At 70.1% G+C, this 15,007-nt stretch carries 16 protein-coding genes; 13 read left to right on the forward strand and 3 right to left on the reverse strand.

The genetic code is table 11. The features are described 5' to 3' along the window. Nucleotides 1–49 precede the first annotated feature (49 nt). From ON30_RS30580 to ON30_RS30620, 9 genes are all read left to right on the forward strand, one after another. Nucleotides 50–1,384: a hypothetical protein gene (locus tag ON30_RS30580; protein WP_040713143.1), complete on the forward strand. Its 1,335-nt coding sequence runs from the start codon at nucleotides 50–52 to the stop codon at nucleotides 1,382–1,384. A gap of 93 nt (nucleotides 1,385–1,477) precedes the next feature. Then, complete coding sequence (locus ON30_RS30585) at nucleotides 1,478–2,053, forward strand: TetR/AcrR family transcriptional regulator (protein ID WP_040713145.1); 576 nt, start codon at nucleotides 1,478–1,480, stop codon at nucleotides 2,051–2,053. After that, a complete protein-coding gene (locus tag ON30_RS30590) occupies nucleotides 2,050–3,222 on the forward strand; it encodes a GDSL-type esterase/lipase family protein (protein ID WP_051030191.1) in 1,173 nt (390 codons plus the stop codon). Before ON30_RS30585 ends, ON30_RS30590 begins: the two co-directional genes overlap by 4 nt. A gap of 669 nt (nucleotides 3,223–3,891) precedes the next feature. After that, nucleotides 3,892–5,127, forward strand: coding sequence for an ABC transporter substrate-binding protein (locus ON30_RS30595; protein ID WP_040713147.1), 1,236 nt, complete (start codon nucleotides 3,892–3,894; stop codon nucleotides 5,125–5,127). Beyond that, entirely contained in the window at nucleotides 5,124–5,915 is a 792-nt protein-coding gene (locus ON30_RS30600) for an ABC transporter ATP-binding protein (protein WP_040713149.1), read from the forward strand. Before ON30_RS30595 ends, ON30_RS30600 begins: the two co-directional genes overlap by 4 nt. Then, entirely contained in the window at nucleotides 5,912–6,619 is a 708-nt protein-coding gene (locus ON30_RS30605; protein WP_040713151.1) for an ABC transporter ATP-binding protein, read from the forward strand. The genes ON30_RS30600 and ON30_RS30605 overlap by 4 nt, the downstream gene beginning before the upstream one ends. Nucleotides 6,620–6,639: 20 nt before the next feature. Next, nucleotides 6,640–7,524, forward strand: a complete 885-nt coding sequence (locus tag ON30_RS30610) for a branched-chain amino acid ABC transporter permease (RefSeq protein ID WP_040713153.1) — start codon at nucleotides 6,640–6,642, stop codon at nucleotides 7,522–7,524. After that, complete coding sequence (locus tag ON30_RS30615; RefSeq protein WP_083911814.1) at nucleotides 7,521–8,639, forward strand: branched-chain amino acid ABC transporter permease; 1,119 nt, start codon at nucleotides 7,521–7,523, stop codon at nucleotides 8,637–8,639. Before ON30_RS30610 ends, ON30_RS30615 begins: the two co-directional genes overlap by 4 nt. Then, entirely contained in the window at nucleotides 8,636–9,334 is a 699-nt protein-coding gene (locus tag ON30_RS30620) for a DUF8020 domain-containing protein (RefSeq protein ID WP_040713155.1), read from the forward strand. The genes ON30_RS30615 and ON30_RS30620 overlap by 4 nt, the downstream gene beginning before the upstream one ends. 104 nt (nucleotides 9,335–9,438) lie before the next feature. Here the strand turns inward: ON30_RS30620 and ON30_RS30625 are convergent, their stop codons facing one another. Continuing rightward, on the reverse strand, nucleotides 9,439–10,689 hold the full coding sequence (locus ON30_RS30625; protein ID WP_051030192.1) for a TMEM143 family protein: 1,251 nt from the start codon (nucleotides 10,687–10,689) through the stop codon (nucleotides 9,439–9,441). 180 nt (nucleotides 10,690–10,869) lie between these two features. Between ON30_RS30625 and ON30_RS30630 the strand changes: the two genes are divergently transcribed. The 4 genes from ON30_RS30630 to ON30_RS30645 all read left to right on the forward strand — a co-directional run bounded on the left by ON30_RS30630 (nucleotide 10,870) and on the right by ON30_RS30645 (nucleotide 13,654). Next, complete coding sequence (locus ON30_RS30630; protein WP_040713157.1) at nucleotides 10,870–11,340, forward strand: hypothetical protein; 471 nt, start codon at nucleotides 10,870–10,872, stop codon at nucleotides 11,338–11,340. A 359-nt stretch (nucleotides 11,341–11,699) separates the two neighbouring features. Further along, nucleotides 11,700–12,581 carry an acyl-CoA thioesterase gene (locus ON30_RS30635; RefSeq protein ID WP_040713185.1) on the forward strand — a complete coding sequence of 294 codons (882 nt, stop codon included), beginning with the start codon at nucleotides 11,700–11,702 and terminating at the stop codon, nucleotides 12,579–12,581. Between the two features lie 28 nt (nucleotides 12,582–12,609). Next, on the forward strand, nucleotides 12,610–13,293 hold the full coding sequence (locus ON30_RS30640) for a DUF427 domain-containing protein (protein WP_040713159.1): 684 nt from the start codon (nucleotides 12,610–12,612) through the stop codon (nucleotides 13,291–13,293). 97 nt (nucleotides 13,294–13,390) lie between these two features. Continuing rightward, complete coding sequence (locus ON30_RS30645; RefSeq protein WP_373282660.1) at nucleotides 13,391–13,654, forward strand: hypothetical protein; 264 nt, start codon at nucleotides 13,391–13,393, stop codon at nucleotides 13,652–13,654. A 37-nt stretch (nucleotides 13,655–13,691) separates the two neighbouring features. Here ON30_RS30645 and ON30_RS30650 read toward each other — a convergent pair whose 3' ends face one another. Beyond that, nucleotides 13,692–14,264, reverse strand: coding sequence for a hypothetical protein (locus ON30_RS30650; protein WP_157183963.1), 573 nt, complete (start codon nucleotides 14,262–14,264; stop codon nucleotides 13,692–13,694). 421 nt (nucleotides 14,265–14,685) lie between these two features. Beyond that, the gene (locus ON30_RS30655; RefSeq protein WP_040713160.1) at nucleotides 14,686–14,970 is read right to left on the reverse strand and encodes a hypothetical protein; all 285 of its coding nucleotides are present in this window, start codon (nucleotides 14,968–14,970) and stop codon (nucleotides 14,686–14,688) included. Nucleotides 14,971–15,007: the final 37 nt, after the last annotated feature.

The raw sequence follows: 15,007 nt of genomic DNA on the forward strand, positions 1-15,007 counted from the left end.
TCGAACTGCATCACGCCGATCGCACGGTGGTGACGCTGCTCGTGCGCGCATGACGGTGCTCGCGCACGGGATCGGCGGCGCGAGCGACCTGCCGATCCCGTTCTCCTACGCCCTCATCGGGGCCGCCTGGGCACTGACGTTCTCCTTCGTCATCCTGTTGTTCGCGTGGCGGGAACCGCGTCTGGACCCGCGCTCGCCGGGGCTCGCGCTGCCGGACGGGGTGCGCGCGGTCCTCGACTCGTCGCGGACGCGCGCCGTTCTCGGGGTGATCGGCCTCGTCGCCACCGCGATCGTGCTCGCCGTGGCCTTCTTCGGCTCCGCCGATCCGGCGCGCAACCCCGTGCCCGGCGTGCTCTACATCTTCGTGTGGGTCGGGATCATGGTCGCCTCGCTGGTCCTCGGGCCGGTGTGGCGACTGCTGTCCCCGCCGCGCGCGCTGCACCGCCTGCTCTGCGCGGTGATCCGCCGTCCCGCGCACCGTGGCATGGTCGACTACCCGGAGCGGTGGGGGCAGTGGCCGGGCGTGCTCGGCCTGTTCTCCTTCGTCTGGCTCGAACTGGTCCACCCGGACCCGGGCGCGCTCGCCGCCGTGACCACGTGGCTGGTGGCCTACCTCGCGATCACCACGGCCGGTCTGATCGTCTTCGGTACCCCGTGGGCCGAACACGGTGACCCGCTCGAGGTCTACAGCGACCTCGTCGGCCGACTCAGCCCGCTCGGCCGACGCGAGGACCGCACGCTGGTCCTGCGCGCACCCCTGGACAACGTCGCGGGCACACCGGCGCTCGCGGGCTCGGTCGCCGTGGCCGCGACCCTGCTCGGCTCGACCGCCTTCGACAGCTTCTCGACCTTCCCGTCCTGGCGGTCACTGGTCGCCGACCTGAGCGGCGACTCCGACCTGCTCGCGACGCTCGTGCGCACCGGAGGACTGCTCGCCTTCATCCTCGTCGTGGGCGGCGCGTTCACCCTGGCGACCCGCGCCACCGGCGGCCTCACCCCCGAACGCCGCGCACTGCTGCCGCGCGAACTCGCGCACAGCCTCACCCCGATCGTCGCGGGCTACCTCGTCGCCCACTACCTGAGCTTCCTGGTGGAGAAAGGTCAGGCGACGCTGCTGCTGTTCGCCGACCCGTTCGAGCGCGGCTGGAACCTCGCCGGACTCGCCGACCGCGACGTCGCCTACCTGCTGTCCAACCACCCCGCGCTGCTGGGCACGATCAAAGTCGCGGCCGTCCTGCTCGGCCACATCCTCGGCGTCGCCGCCGCCCACGACCGCTGCCTGCGCCTGCTGCCCCGAGCCCACCGACTCACCGGCCAACTCGCGCTCATGCTGACCATGGTCGCCTACACCTTCCTCGGCCTCTACCTCCTGTTCGAGGCGTAGTCACGCTCTGGTGTGCGGGTCCAAGGACACCCGGCCGCCGAGCCGCCGAGCTAACGGTTTTAGGTACTTACCTAATAGTGTTAGGATGGCCGCATGTCCCGCCCACCGTTGACTCCCCGGACGATCGTCACCGCCGCGGCCGACCTGGCCGATCGCGACGGTTTCGACGCCATCGTGATGTCGTCTGTGGCGCGGGCGCTCGGTGTGCGCACCGCGAGTCTCTACGGTCATCTCAAGGATCGGGCGGCGGTGTGCGACGGCGTGCACGAACTCGCGCTCGCCGAACTCGCCGAGGTGGTCGCCGATGCGGTGGCGGGCCGATCGAGGCGGGACGCGCTGGTGGGTCTCGGTGCGGCGCAACGTGATTACGCGCGGCGGTTCCCCGGTAGGTGGGAGGCGTTGCAGCGCAGGGCTTCTCCGGGCGTCGTGCATTCCGATGCGGCCCGGCGGCTGGCCACGCTGACCATCGCCGTGCTGCGTGGCTACGGCTTGTCCGAAGTCGAAGTGGTGCACGCGGTTCGGATGCTCGCGGCGTTCGTCAACGGCTTCGTGGCGTTGGAGCGAACGGGCGGTTTCGACTACCGCGACCCGGACACGGAAGTCTCCTGGGAGCGCGCCCTGGACGCGCTCGACACCGTATTCACCTCGTGGGCCGGAGGCGCGCAATGAGTGACATGATCGACCCGGCCCTGGTGCGGGGAGCCGCCGAACTCGAACGAACCGATCGCGGCCTTCGGGTGCATCGACTTCCGGTATGGGTGCGCGAGCAGTGCCCGGACCCGCAACTGTTGTCGATGCAGACCCAGCCCGCGGGCGTTCGGGTGGTCGCGCGAACCACAGCGAGCGCCTTCGAGCTCGAAGTGCACACGGCCCGGATCGCCTATCTCGGCGCGAGCCGCCCTCGCGGACGTCTCGACATCCTGGTCGACGGTGATCTGTTCCAGCGCGAGGTCCTGACCGGCGGCGATGTCACCGAGGTCGACCTGCGCGTCGGGACGACCACGTTCGCGGCCGGTGCGCCGCACACCACGAGCGTCGCGGACCTGCCCGCGGGGGAGAAGGTCGTCGAGATCTGGCTCCCGCACAACGAATCCGTCGAAGTGGTTTCGTTGCGCGCCGACGCGCCGCTGCGACCCGAGGCCGACACTCGCCCGCGCTGGGTGCACCACGGCAGTTCCATCAGTCAGGGCTCGGGCGCCCTCGCGCCCACCGAGACCTGGGCCGCGCTGGCCGCCCGCCGCGTCGGACTCGACCTGCGCAACCTCGGGTTCGGCGGCAGCGCCTTGGTGGACCAGTTCATGGCGCGGGTCATCCGCGACTCGCCCGCCGACCTGATCAGCGTCAAACTCGGCATCAACTTGGTCAACGGCGACATGATGCGCGTGCGCGCGTTCACCTCGGCGGTGCACGGTTTCCTCGACACGATCCGCGACGGGCACCCGACCACGCCGATCGTGCTGATCTCGCCGATCTTCTGCGACATCCACGAGACGACGCCGGGTCCGGGCGCGTTCGACATGACCACCCTGGGCACCGACCAGGTTCGTTTCGTCGCCACCGGCGACCCGGCCGACGCCGCGCGCGGCAAGCCCACGCTGCGTTCGATCCGCGCCGAACTCGCGTCGCTGACCGAACGGCGCGGGGCGGATCCGCATCTGCACTACCTGGACGGCACAACGCTTTTCGGTCCGGCCGACGCCGTGGAACTTCCACTCCCGGACGCGCTGCATCCGAATGCCCTCGCCCACAAGCGCATCGGCGAACGCTTCGCGACCTATCTCGCCGAAAACGCCGTGCCCCTGGGGCTTCGGGCGATTCACTCCTCGGAAGTGCGGTAGCGCCCACAAGGCAGATCTCCGACGGCAGCAGATCCTGCACGCCGAGGGCGAAGTGCTCGGCGAACGGGGTCATGCCGCCGGAATTGTGGGTGCGGGGGGCGACAGGGGGCGTGCCCGCGCTCGAGTCAAGCGTTGCGAGGTCGAGGCCGGCCGCGCTGCCCTGACGAACAGGTGTCCGCGGTCGAGTGGGGTTGCGAGATCGAGGTCCGCGCTGCCCTGACGACCAGTGGCTGCGCGAGTCGGCCTCGACCGCGCAGACCGGGGAATGACCCGCCGATAGCCGCGGGGGAGCCCGGACCGTAGGTGCCCCTTTCGTCCGAATTTCCATGACGTGATCGACACCGATATCCGCAGGTGAGAAGCCTGTGATCCCGTCTGCTCCTGCCGTTCCTGCGGTGCGGGTCACATTTGCCGGTTGACATGTCTCGTGCTCCCGGTCACACTTCCTCAAGTTGACATGACTGTCACATCAAAAATGACATGACTGTCACATCAGAGTTCGAGTGCCGAGGAGTCCGCATGACCGCATCCGTGATCGACGCCCCCACCGGGAAGTCGACCCGCGAGACCCTCGCACTCGGCTGACACCGCCCGACCGCTCCGGTCACGCCGCCCGGGAGGCGGCCGGCCTCCACTGCCTTCGGCACCTCTCACCCTCTGGAAGCGATCATGAAACGAACCCTCGCCTTCGGCCTCGCCGCCCTGAGCGCCGCCGCCGTCCTCACCGCCTGCTCCGGTCGCGAGACCGTGACCGGTTCCGGTGACTGCGATCCCGGGATCACCGACACCCGGATCACCTTCGGCACCAGCCTCATGCAGTCCGTGGCCGGTCCGCAGGCCACCGCGGCGACGGCGCTGTTCGACGAGATCAACGCGGCGGGCGGTGTCGCGATGGGCGACGGCAAGTCCCGCGAGATCACCTACCTCGCCAAGGACGACGGCTACGACCCGGCGCGCACCGTCGGCAATGTGCGCTCGCTGGTCGAACAGGATCAGGTGTTCGCCATTCAGAACCTGATCGGCACCGCCTCCACCCTGGCCGTCGTGGACTACCTGACCCAGCGCGAGGTGCCGCTGGTGTTCCCGATGACCGGCACCGACGAACTGGTCGCCAAGCTCGACAGCCGACCGGTCGTGGCGGGCGCGGTGAATCCGCAGACAGGGTGGGAGGTTTCGGAACGCGCCGCGCAGATCCGCCGCGACCACCCGCAGGCGAAGATCGCCGTGCTCTACCCGAACGACAGCCTCGGCGCGGGCAGCCTCTCGGCGCTGAAATCCGCGCTCGAGGGCAGCGGGGCGCGGATCGTCGCCGAACAGTCCTACGAGCAGACCACACCGTCGATCGACTCCCAGTTGGTCAACCTCGCGAACTCGGGGGCCGACGTCTTCGTCAACTTCGCGACCGCCAGTTTCGTGACCCAGTCACTGAAGAAGGCCGACGAATTGCGCTGGAAGCCCGACACCTACATCTACTCCGGCGCCACCGACACCAACTTCGTCCTCGCCCCGGCGGGCCCCGGCGCGGCCGAGGGAATCCATTCCTTCTACTGGATCTACGACGTCAGCAGCACCGAACACGACGCGATCCCGGGCGTGCGTGCCTGGCGGGCCTTCGCCGAGCGCAACGCGGGCAAGGTCAAGACCACCGACACCATCGCGGCCACCGGCTACAACACCGCGCAACTGCTCGTCGCCGCGCTCGAGCAGATGAAGGGCTGCACCCGCGCCGACCTGCTCGACTCCGTGCGCAACATGAAGGGCGTGACGACGGACCTGTCCATCCAGGGCGTCACCTTCGACACCACCCCCGCCTACCCCTACGCGATCACCTCGATGGCGCCGATGACCTTCCGCGACGGCAGTTGGCACTACGACGCCGTGGTCACCCGCGGCAACGGTCGATGACCACGGGGCGGTCGGGCGGGACGGCTCCCGCGTTGCGCGTCGAGGAGGTCCGGTTGCGTTTCGGGGGCGTGGTCGCCCTGGACGGCCCCTCCTTCACCATCGAACCCGATCTCATCGTCGGACTGATCGGCCCCAACGGCGCGGGCAAGACCACCTTGTTCAACTGCGTCAGCGGCCTGTATCGGCCGGAATCCGGTCGCATCGCCTTCGGCGACACCGACCTGCTCGGCCTGCCCCCGGCGGGCATCGCCGACATCGGGATCGCGCGCACCTTCCAGAACATCGGCCTGTTCCCGACGATGTCGGTGGTGGAGAACGTGCTGACCGGCGCGTACTCCCGCACGCGGGCCGGCTTCCTGCGCACCGCCCTGGGTCTGCCGCCGACGCGCCGCGAGGAGCGCCGCGAACGCGAACACGCGTGGTCGCTGCTGGATTCGATGGGCCTGGCCGACCTCGGCGCGCAGCCGGCGGGCAACCTGCCCTACGGCACCCTCAAACGGGTCGAACTCGCACGGGCGCTGATGCAGCGACCCAGGCTGCTGATGCTGGACGAACCGGCCAACGGGCTCATCCACGAGGAAGTGCTCGAACTCGCCGACACGGTGCGCGCCCTGCGCGACGAACACGGGTTCTCGGTGCTGCTCGTCGAGCACCACATGGCGATGGTGATGTCGATCTCGGACCGGGTGGTCGTCCTGAACTTCGGCCGGAAGGTCACCGAGGGCGCGCCCGCCGAGGTCGCGGCGCATCCCGAAGTGGTCGAGGCGTATCTGGGAGGCGCGGCGTGAACCTGCTCACCGTCGAAGGGCTGCGCGCCCGCTACGGCAGCGCGGAAGTGTTGCACGGCATCGACTTCCAGGTCCCCGCGGGCGAGGTGACGGTCGTGCTCGGCGCCAACGGCGCGGGCAAGACCACCATCCTGCGCTCGATCTGCGCGATGGTGCGGACCACCGGACGGATCGTGTTCGACGGCCGCGACATCGCCGGCCTGCGCACCGATCGCATCGCCGGCCTGGGCATCGCGCACGTGCCGCAGGGGCGCGGCACCTTCGGCGACCTGACCGTCGAGGAGAACCTGCGCGTCGGGGGCTACGCGAGCACGGCCGCGGCCACCCGGCGCGCGATCGCCCAGTGGTACGAATTCTTCCCGCGACTGCGCGAGCGGCGCGGGCAGCAGGCGGCAGGACTCAGCGGCGGCGAACAGCAGATGCTGGCCATCGCCCGCGCGCTGGTGGCCGGGCCGCGGTTGCTGCTGCTGGACGAGCCGTCCCTCGGTCTCGCGCCCCGCATCACCCAGGAGGTGTTCCGGGCGCTGGCCCGCATCAACGCCGAGACCGGCGCCACGATCCTCGTGGTCGAGCAGAACGCGCACCTGGCACTCGACATCGGAACCTCGGCGGTGCTGGTCGACGCGGGCCGCGTCCTGGCCCAGCGCCCCGCCGCGGGCTTGGCCGACGACGAGTCCGTGCGGCGCGCCTACCTCGGCTACTGAGCACAGGAGTTCTGTTTCTCATGCAAGTGTTTCTGCAACAAGTGGTGGACGGGCTGACGTGGGGCGCGCTCTACGCCGCGTTCGCGCTCAGCATCGTCCTGGTCTACCGCGCCTCGGGGATCGTCAACTTCGCCCAGGGCGAGATGGCGATGTTCTCGGCGTTCTTCGCCTGGCAGTTCCACCAGTGGGGCGCGCCGCTGGCTCTGGCGATCCTCGGCGCGATGGCCGTGGCCTTCCTCGGCGGCGCGCTCACCGAGCGGGTGCTGATCCGGCCGCTGGCGGGCTCGCCGAACCACATGCCGCTGGTCATCATCACCCTCGGGTTGATGCTCGTGCTCAACAGCGCGGCGGGCTGGATCTGGGGCGTGCAGAGCCGGGAGTTCCCGGCGGTGCTGTCCGGGCCGGTGCTCGAACTGGGACCGGTCGTGCTGTCGCGGCAGTCGGTGGTGATCCTCGGCGCGGTCGTCGTGGTCGCCGCGCTGCTGTTCGTGCTGTTCCAACGGACCAAGGTCGGGTTGGCGATGCGCGCGGCGGCCGGAAATCCGGACTCCGCGAAGCTGATCGGGGTGCCGGTCGGCCGGATGCTCACGATCGGCTGGGGGCTCGCGGCCGCCATCGGCGCGCTCGCCGCGTCCCTGGCCGCGCCGCACCTGTTCCTCCAGCCGAACATGCTGGTCGCGTCGCTGATCTACGCCTTCGCCGCCGCCGTCCTCGGCGGACTCGACAGCCCGGTCGGCGCCATCGTCGGCGGCCTGTGCCTGGGCGTGGCCGAGAACCTCGCGGGCACCTACGTCTCCTGGATCGGCCACGACTTCAAACAGGCCGTCGCCCTGGTGCTGATCCTGGGCGTGCTGCTGCTCAAGCCCGAAGGGCTGCTCGGCGTGAAGAAGGTGGCGCGGGTATGACGATCCTGCGACAGCTGCGCGTACCGCGCGCCGAACTCGATGCCCCGCTGTGGCTTTCGCGCACCACGGTCGTGCTGGTCGTCTTGGTCGCCGCGGTGGCGCCGCTGATCTCCGCCCCCTACGTGAACTTCGACCGCTCGATGGTGCTGGTCTACATCGTGGTCGGACTCGGCCTGAACCTGTTGACCGGCAACACCGGTCAGATCTCGCTGGGTCACGGCTTCTTCTTCGCCCTCGGGGCGTACCTGTCCGCGGTGCTGGTGCAGAACCACGGGGTGGCCTACCCGCTGCTGTTCCCGCTGGCCTTCGCGGTCTGCTACGCGGTGGGCTATCTGTTCGGCCTGCCCGCGCTGCGCCTGCACGGCCTCCAGTTGGCTTTGGCCACACTGGGTCTGGCGCTGGTGACGCCCGCCGTCATCAAACGCTTCGAGCACGTCACCGACGGGCAGGCGGGCATCAACGTCTTCGCCGCCGAACCGCCCGCCGCCACCGGACTCGAGCGCGACCAGTGGGTCTACTACCTGTGCCTGGCCGTGGCACTGCTCGCCTACCTGGTGGTGCGCCGCCTCGCCGCCGGACGGATCGGGCGCTCGCTGATCGCGATCCGCGACTACGAAGCGGTCGCCACCACCCTCGGCGTGCCCGCGACCCGGACCAAGACCACGGTCTTCGCGCTGAGCGCCGCGCTCGCCGGCGTCGGCGGTGTGCTCTACAGCCTGGTCGTCCAATACGTGGGCCCCGAGGCGTTCGGACTGCCGTTGGCGATCGCGTTCATCACCATGATCGTCGTCGGCGGACTCGCCACGACGCCCGGCGTGGTGTTCGGCGCGTTCTTCGTCGTCTATGTGCCGCAATGGACCGCCGAGATCAACCAGTCGGCGGCGGGCATCATCTACGGCGCGGCGTTGATCCTGTTCATCTTCGTCCTTCCCTACGGCGTGCTCAGCCTGGTCAGGCTGGGGCTCGGGCCGCTGGTCGCCCGGATCCCCGGACGCAGGCACGGCGGCCGGGCCTCGGCGCACGCCGCCCCCAGAACTGCTCGGAGCCTTCGGGTTCCGGCATCCGGCGTCCATGACGCCGGGCATATCGAGAACCGAGAGGACATGTCAGGATGAGGAAAATCGTAGCGGTGGCCGCGGGACTGGTCGCCGCGTGCGGGATCGCCACCGGCGCCGCGGGCGCGGCGCCGGCCGCGGACGGCGCCGTCGGGTTCACCGCCCACGCCACCGACACCCAGAGCATCATCACCATCGACGCGGGCGCGCTGGTGGTCGAGGACGCGACGCTGAAGATCAAGGCGAGCGACGGCACGGTGGTGGCGGGCGCGCCCCTCACCTTCCGTATCGACGAATTCGAGTTCCCGATCGCGGCCGACATCAGCGACCGCACCGCCACGCTCACCCCGCGGATCGACCGCGCGCACGCCGTCTACAAGCCGGTCGCCCTGCCCTACGAGGACAAGGCGCCGTTCAAGAACGAATACGACCGCGAGGTCGCGGCATGGTCGCGGCTGACCAGCACCGTCACCGTCGGCGCGACCCTGGGCACCCTGGTCGGCGGACTCGGCGGCGCGGCGGCGGGTTGCGTGCTGGGCGGCATCGCGGGCGCGACGGTCGCCTCGGCGACCATCATCGGCCTGTTCGGCCCGTTCATCCCCGCCGCGGCCATCGGGTGCCTGGGCGGCGTGCTCGCGATCGGCGCCCTGGGCACCGTCGCCGGTCAGTTGCTGGTGACCGCTCCGGTGGCGATCGGCGCGGCGATCCAGTACTTCGCCACGATCAACGCTCCCGCCCCGGCCCCGGCCAAGTAGGAGCGCGAAGACCCGGCGTTCGGCCGGGGGACAGGCGGCCCCATCCGGCCCGAACCGGATGGGGCCGTTGTCCTTTCGAATCCGTTGTCCTTTCGAATCCGCTGTCATTTCGGTGCCGTCGTCAGGTCGGTCGTGGTGTCCAACGGCCCGGTGAACAAGCCGTCCCAGTGCCGGTCCAGGCGTGCCCGCGCCTCGTCCAGCGCGACCGCGCGCAGCGCGCCGCCGTCCTGCTCGACCAGACCCAGCTCGCGCAGCTTGCGCACGCCGCCGCCGACCTCGAAGTCGAACGTCGTCGCCCACCGCTGCCCGAACCACCGCTCCACCCGGCGGTCCAACTCCTCGGCGGTGAGCGGACCCCGCGCGATCCGCAGGAAGTGATACGCGAGCAGCGTCTCCTTGACCTCGGCCTCCTCCGCCGCGTCGAGCAGGTGGTGGAACACCCCGGAATCGTTGTCCAGATTGCGGAAGTAGAGATGCTCGGACAGCGTCTTCAACAACTCCATTCTGCGGTTCTTGAATTTGGAGAGCTGGCGGAACAGGTAGCCGCCGAAGGCGAACGCGCCCGCGCCCAACGTGACCAACGCCGTCTGATCCAGCTCCACCGGTTCCTCGCGCAGCCCGATCCAGAACGCCAGCAGCAGCACCAGCAGCCCCAGTGAACCGATCAGCTTGGTGACCAGCACCACGATCCCGGACACCACCGCGGGCACGCCGATGAGCAGCTTGTCCAACGGGCGCATCCCCACCCGCACCCGCGGATACAGCATCTCCAGATCGTTGCGCGGCACGTTCTGGAACAACTTCAGCAGCACGCCGCCGCCCCGGCCGTCGGCGGGGGAGTCCGGCCGTTCCGTGAACGCGACATACACCAGAACCTTGGCGTAGTTGGTGAATTCGACGGTGCGCTTGCGCAGCCCGAAGAACTGCTTGACCACCTGCGAACGTCGAGTCACCCCGCGCCGGAAGAACAGCGCCGTCTCGACATCGCGGTCGTCCAGTTGCAGGCGCACTTTCACCAGGGAGTCCTCGGCGAAGGCGCGCCGGATCTCCTCGGTCTCGATACGGGTGAAATCCGCCGCCTCCGCCAAGGCGACGAGTTCGCGCTCCACCGTGGCGCGCGCCGCCGCGCGGTCCCGCGCCGTCGCCGCGCCCAGCACCCGCACGTCCTCGGCCGGATCGATCACCTGGTAGGCGTCGAGGATGGCGTCACCGCGCTCGTGATAGCCGTGGTGGATCGAAGCCGCCAGCAGGCGCGCGAACTCGCGGAACGACGCGGCGTCCCCCTCCGGCAGTTCGCGGGCGCACAGGTCGATCACCGTGCTGGGGCGGAACGGCAGGAAGTGCTCGACGTCCATCGGCGTACTCCTCTCGGTGGACGGGCGGCGGGTCGCGCTCCACTCTAGGGTGCCGAGGTTTTCCGACCGCCCGGTGTCCGTCGGGTCGCAACCCGATTGCTGCCCTTTGAAATAGGGGCGCGGGGTGCGCCTCGGTACTGTCGGCGCGTCCGTCGATTCCAGGAGAGGCGAAGACCTGATATGTACTCATCGAAGAAGGCAGGCAACCGGATCGCCCAGCTCGCCGTGGCCGCCGCCGCGCTGACCGCCCTCGCGTGGCCGGGCGCGGGCGTCGCTTCCGCCGACGGCGGAAGCTGGATCGTCACCTACTGCCGGGGCGCGAGCCCCTTCCTCGTCGACTTCCCGTACTCGGGCCAGGTGATCGCCTCCCAGTACCGGACCTCCGGCGTCCCGAACTTCACCATCCACGCGGGCGGCAGCGCCTGGGGCGGCTACAACACCGACGTCACCCTGAACTGGACCAACCTCACCACGGGGGCCTCGGGCTCGGAAACCCGCGGCGGCTCCGTGGGATTCGTGCTCGGCAACGGCAGCACTCTCTACTTCGACCCGCCCACCGGCCCCGGCGCCGTCCGCACCGATTTCGTGGTCCGCAACAGCGGCCCGGTCCCCCAGGAGACCACCTGCTCGGGCACCTCCGAGATCTGGTGACCCGCTCGCGGCCGGCCTCGCCTCCCGAGGGCCGGCCGCACCCCGGGCAACACGCACCCCGGGACTGGCCGCCGCCCTTGGAGCGGTAGAGATCCCTGCCGAGTGTCCGTCAACGCTGCGGGCGACGCGCACCCGAGGACCGATCGACCGGCTTCTCCGGAGCGATCGAGGCCGTCACCGAAGTGTCCGTTCGCGCTGCGGGGACACGCCCTGGGATCGGCCACCCCGCGAGCGGTCGACAGCGTCATCGAGTGTCCGTTCGCGCCGACGGTCGGCCGTGGTGGTGGGATGCCGCGCGAGATCGTGCGCGTTCGGCCGTGATCGGCGACTTCGGGCGCGGCAGGGGTGAAGATCGGAAGATGACGACGAGTTCGGAGCACACGCTGTGGACGGTCGACGGACTGCTCGCGCTGTTCGACGTGACCCCGGCCGGTGACGGTCGCTACCTCGCCGAGACGGGTCTGGCCGGCGAGCAGGACCGGCAGGTGGTCGAGGGGACGCAGGTGCTCGCGCAGGCGATCGTCGCCGCGGCGCGACGTCTGGAGGGCAAGTCGATCCGGTCGGCCCGGGCGGTGTTCGCGCGGGCGGTGCTCGTCGGGCAACCGGTCGAACTCGACATCGACGTCGTGCACGAGGGCCGGTCGATGGCGACGGCGGTGATCACCGCCGCGCAGGGCGGCAAACGCTGCGTGGTGGTCACCGTGCTCGCCGACGTGCCGACCGCCGACGTGATCCGCCACCACCTCGCGCGCCCCGAGATCGGTACTCCCGCCACCGCGAACGACGCGGTGATGCCGATGGCGGGCAGACAGGTCCGACTCGTCGGGGTGACCGACGTGAACAGCCCCGACGAGGTCGGGCCGCCCGAACTGCACGCCTGGCTGCACTACGATCCGATCCCCGCCCGCGACGAGCTCGCCAAAGCGCTGCTCGCGTATTTCACCGGGCACCTGGGCATTTCGACCACGATGCGCGCGCATCCCGGAATCGGCACGGCCCAAGCGCATCTCACGGTCTCCACCGCCCCGGTGACGGTCGACGTCACCTTCCACGAACCCGTCGCCTGGGACGGCTGGCTGCTCTACACCCACGAGAGCACGCAGGTCGGCGCGGGAATGTCCTACGTGCGCGGCACGATCCACACCGAGCGGGGCGAGTTGCTGGCCTCCTTCGCCCAAGAGGGACTGATCCGCCCGCTGCGCCGCAGCGATACCGCGATCGATGAGAGGGCGCGCCTGTAGCGGGCGCCACGACCACAGGAGACCGACGATGAGCCTGTTCGCCGGACACGGACCACTCGGGGCGGACCCCGCGGGCCGGTTCACCCCGCCGCTACCCGCCGAGACGGTGTTCGTCGAACCCCATCCGCGTCGGGTGCGGGCGGTGCGCGGCGGACAGGTCGTCCTCGACACCGAGCACGTGCTGCTGGTGCATCGCCGCGACAGTCCGCTCACCTACGCCTTCCCCGCCGACCTCGTCGCGGACCTGCCGAGCGAGCCCGTCCCGGAGGCCCCCGGCTACGTGAGCGTGCCGTGGGACGCCGTCGACACCTGGTCGGAGGAGGGACGGCGGCTCGTGCACTACCCGCCCAACCCGTACCACCGGGTCGACTGCCGACCGACCACGCGGCGACTGCGCGTCGAGGTCGCGGGCACACCGCTGGTCGACACCAGCGACACGATCATCCTGTTCGAGACCTCCCTGGCGCCGCGACTCTACGTCGCGCCGTCGCTGGTGCGCACCGAGGTGCTGCGGCCGTCGAGCGCCACCAGCTACTGCAATTACAAAGGCGTGGCGACGTATTGGACGGCGGTGCTCGAGAACTCGACCGTCGAGGACATCGCCTGGACCTACCAGAACCCCTACCCGGAGAGTTCCGCGATCAAGGGCTATCTCGCCTTCGACACCACCAAGGTCGACGTGCTCGCCGAACTCCCCGGCGCCCATCGCTGAACGGTTGCCGGCCGTTTCCCAGCCGCCTGCCGGGGTTTCGGCAGGTTCACCGAGCAGCATCGTGGTCGTCGGAGAGACCGACGGTAGGAGCACCGCGATGCGCGGGTCGAAGGAGACGATGGTGAAGAGCGTGAAATCGATGATGGCGAAGGCGGCGGTCGCGGGCGGAATCGGCCTGGCCGTTCTCGGCGTGGGGGCGGGCGTCGCGAGCGCCGACCCCGGTCACGGCGGTGACGACCGCGGCCGGTCCCAGCAGCAACCCGGCCGCGATCAGGCCGGCGACCGCCAGGACCATCAGGGTCCGCAGCGGCAGGGCCACGGCTTCTGGATCTTCGACCGGTGGATCCCGCTGCCCTGGTGACGGACCGCTCGGCCGGTGGCGCGCGCGGCGCCACCGGTCAGGAGATGCGCGCGAGGACGCCCAGGCCCGCTACCGGTTCGGCCGACCAGTACTGCTCCGGGATGCCCACGGCGCGAGCGCGATCCGAGGACAGCGCCCGCGCCTTGAACGCGCGGGCCGCGCGACTGGCCTCGCGGTGATGCGCGGTCGGGGCGTCGGTCGGTGCATCGGGTCCCCACCAGATGACATCGGCCCGCCTGTCGCGATCCATGGCGGAGTAGGCGGCGCGCACCCGCTGGTCGCGGTCGAACAGGTCCGTCGACAGGGCGAAGACGTCGAAGGCCGTCGCGCGGAAGACGGGGTCCGCGATCGCGTCGAGGTCGAGCGACACAGCGCCGAGCACGGCCAGTGCCCGCTCGTCGCCGCGTTCGGTGACGACCACGGTGACCTCCCAGCCCGCCAGCGCCGCGTCGAACATCCATCCGCCCAGTCCGTCGACCGCGTCCGCGGCGCTGGTCGCGAGCAGCGCCATCCGGCGGCGCAGCGGATACCGGCGGGCATTGGCCGCCCAGCGCGCCACCGAGTGGCGCTCGACCGGACGGGAGACAGAAGCGGCGGGAAGTCGTGGCATGAATGCGAACCGTCCTAACTGAAACGCGCCGAACAAACAGAGCACGCCGGTCCCCGCACCACCACTCCTGTTCGCTGCGTCCGGGACTTCGGCGGACCGACCGTTCGCCACAGTAACCCAGTTATCTGCCCCCGGGGCCGCAATCGCGCGCTCACTCGGTGACGGATATACAGAAATCTCCCCCCACCACTGGGACCTCTCACATCACATTGTCGGACGGTGGCGGGCGTCGCTCTGTTTCCGTGGCAGGTGTTCGCCGGGGCCGGGGGGAATGGGGACATGGTTCTGGCCGCCGCTGTGCACCGTGCTCGGTCATCTCGCGTACGGAATTCGTCTTCGTGCGAGAACGTGATCTTTCGCGTCGGTTCGCTCGAGTGATGGTTGCGCGCGATCTCCGTCGTGGCGGTGGCCCGGCGGAGCTTCATTCGGGGCGCGGCACCTCTCGCTCCCATCGCAGGCGGCGTTCGGCGTCGGTCTGGTCCCACCACGGCGTACCACGTTCGCCGAGTGCGACTTTCGCGGCCTGCACACCGTCGCGCGCGGACCGCGCGCCGTCGGTGCGGCGCACTTCGCGACGCCACGCCATGAGGATCGAGCGGAGTTCCGCGCGGCGGTCCTCGGGGATGAGCGGATCGGTCGCGCGCCATCGCCGGCCGTTCACGATGATGTAGCGGCCGTCCTCGGTGTGTCGGACATCCTCACCCATGGGGTGCCGACGCGGGGAGGTGTCGGCCTCGTGCGTT

Source organism: Nocardia takedensis NBRC 100417 (assembly GCF_000308695.1).
Classification (GTDB): Bacteria; Actinomycetota; Actinomycetes; order Mycobacteriales; family Mycobacteriaceae; genus Nocardia; species Nocardia takedensis.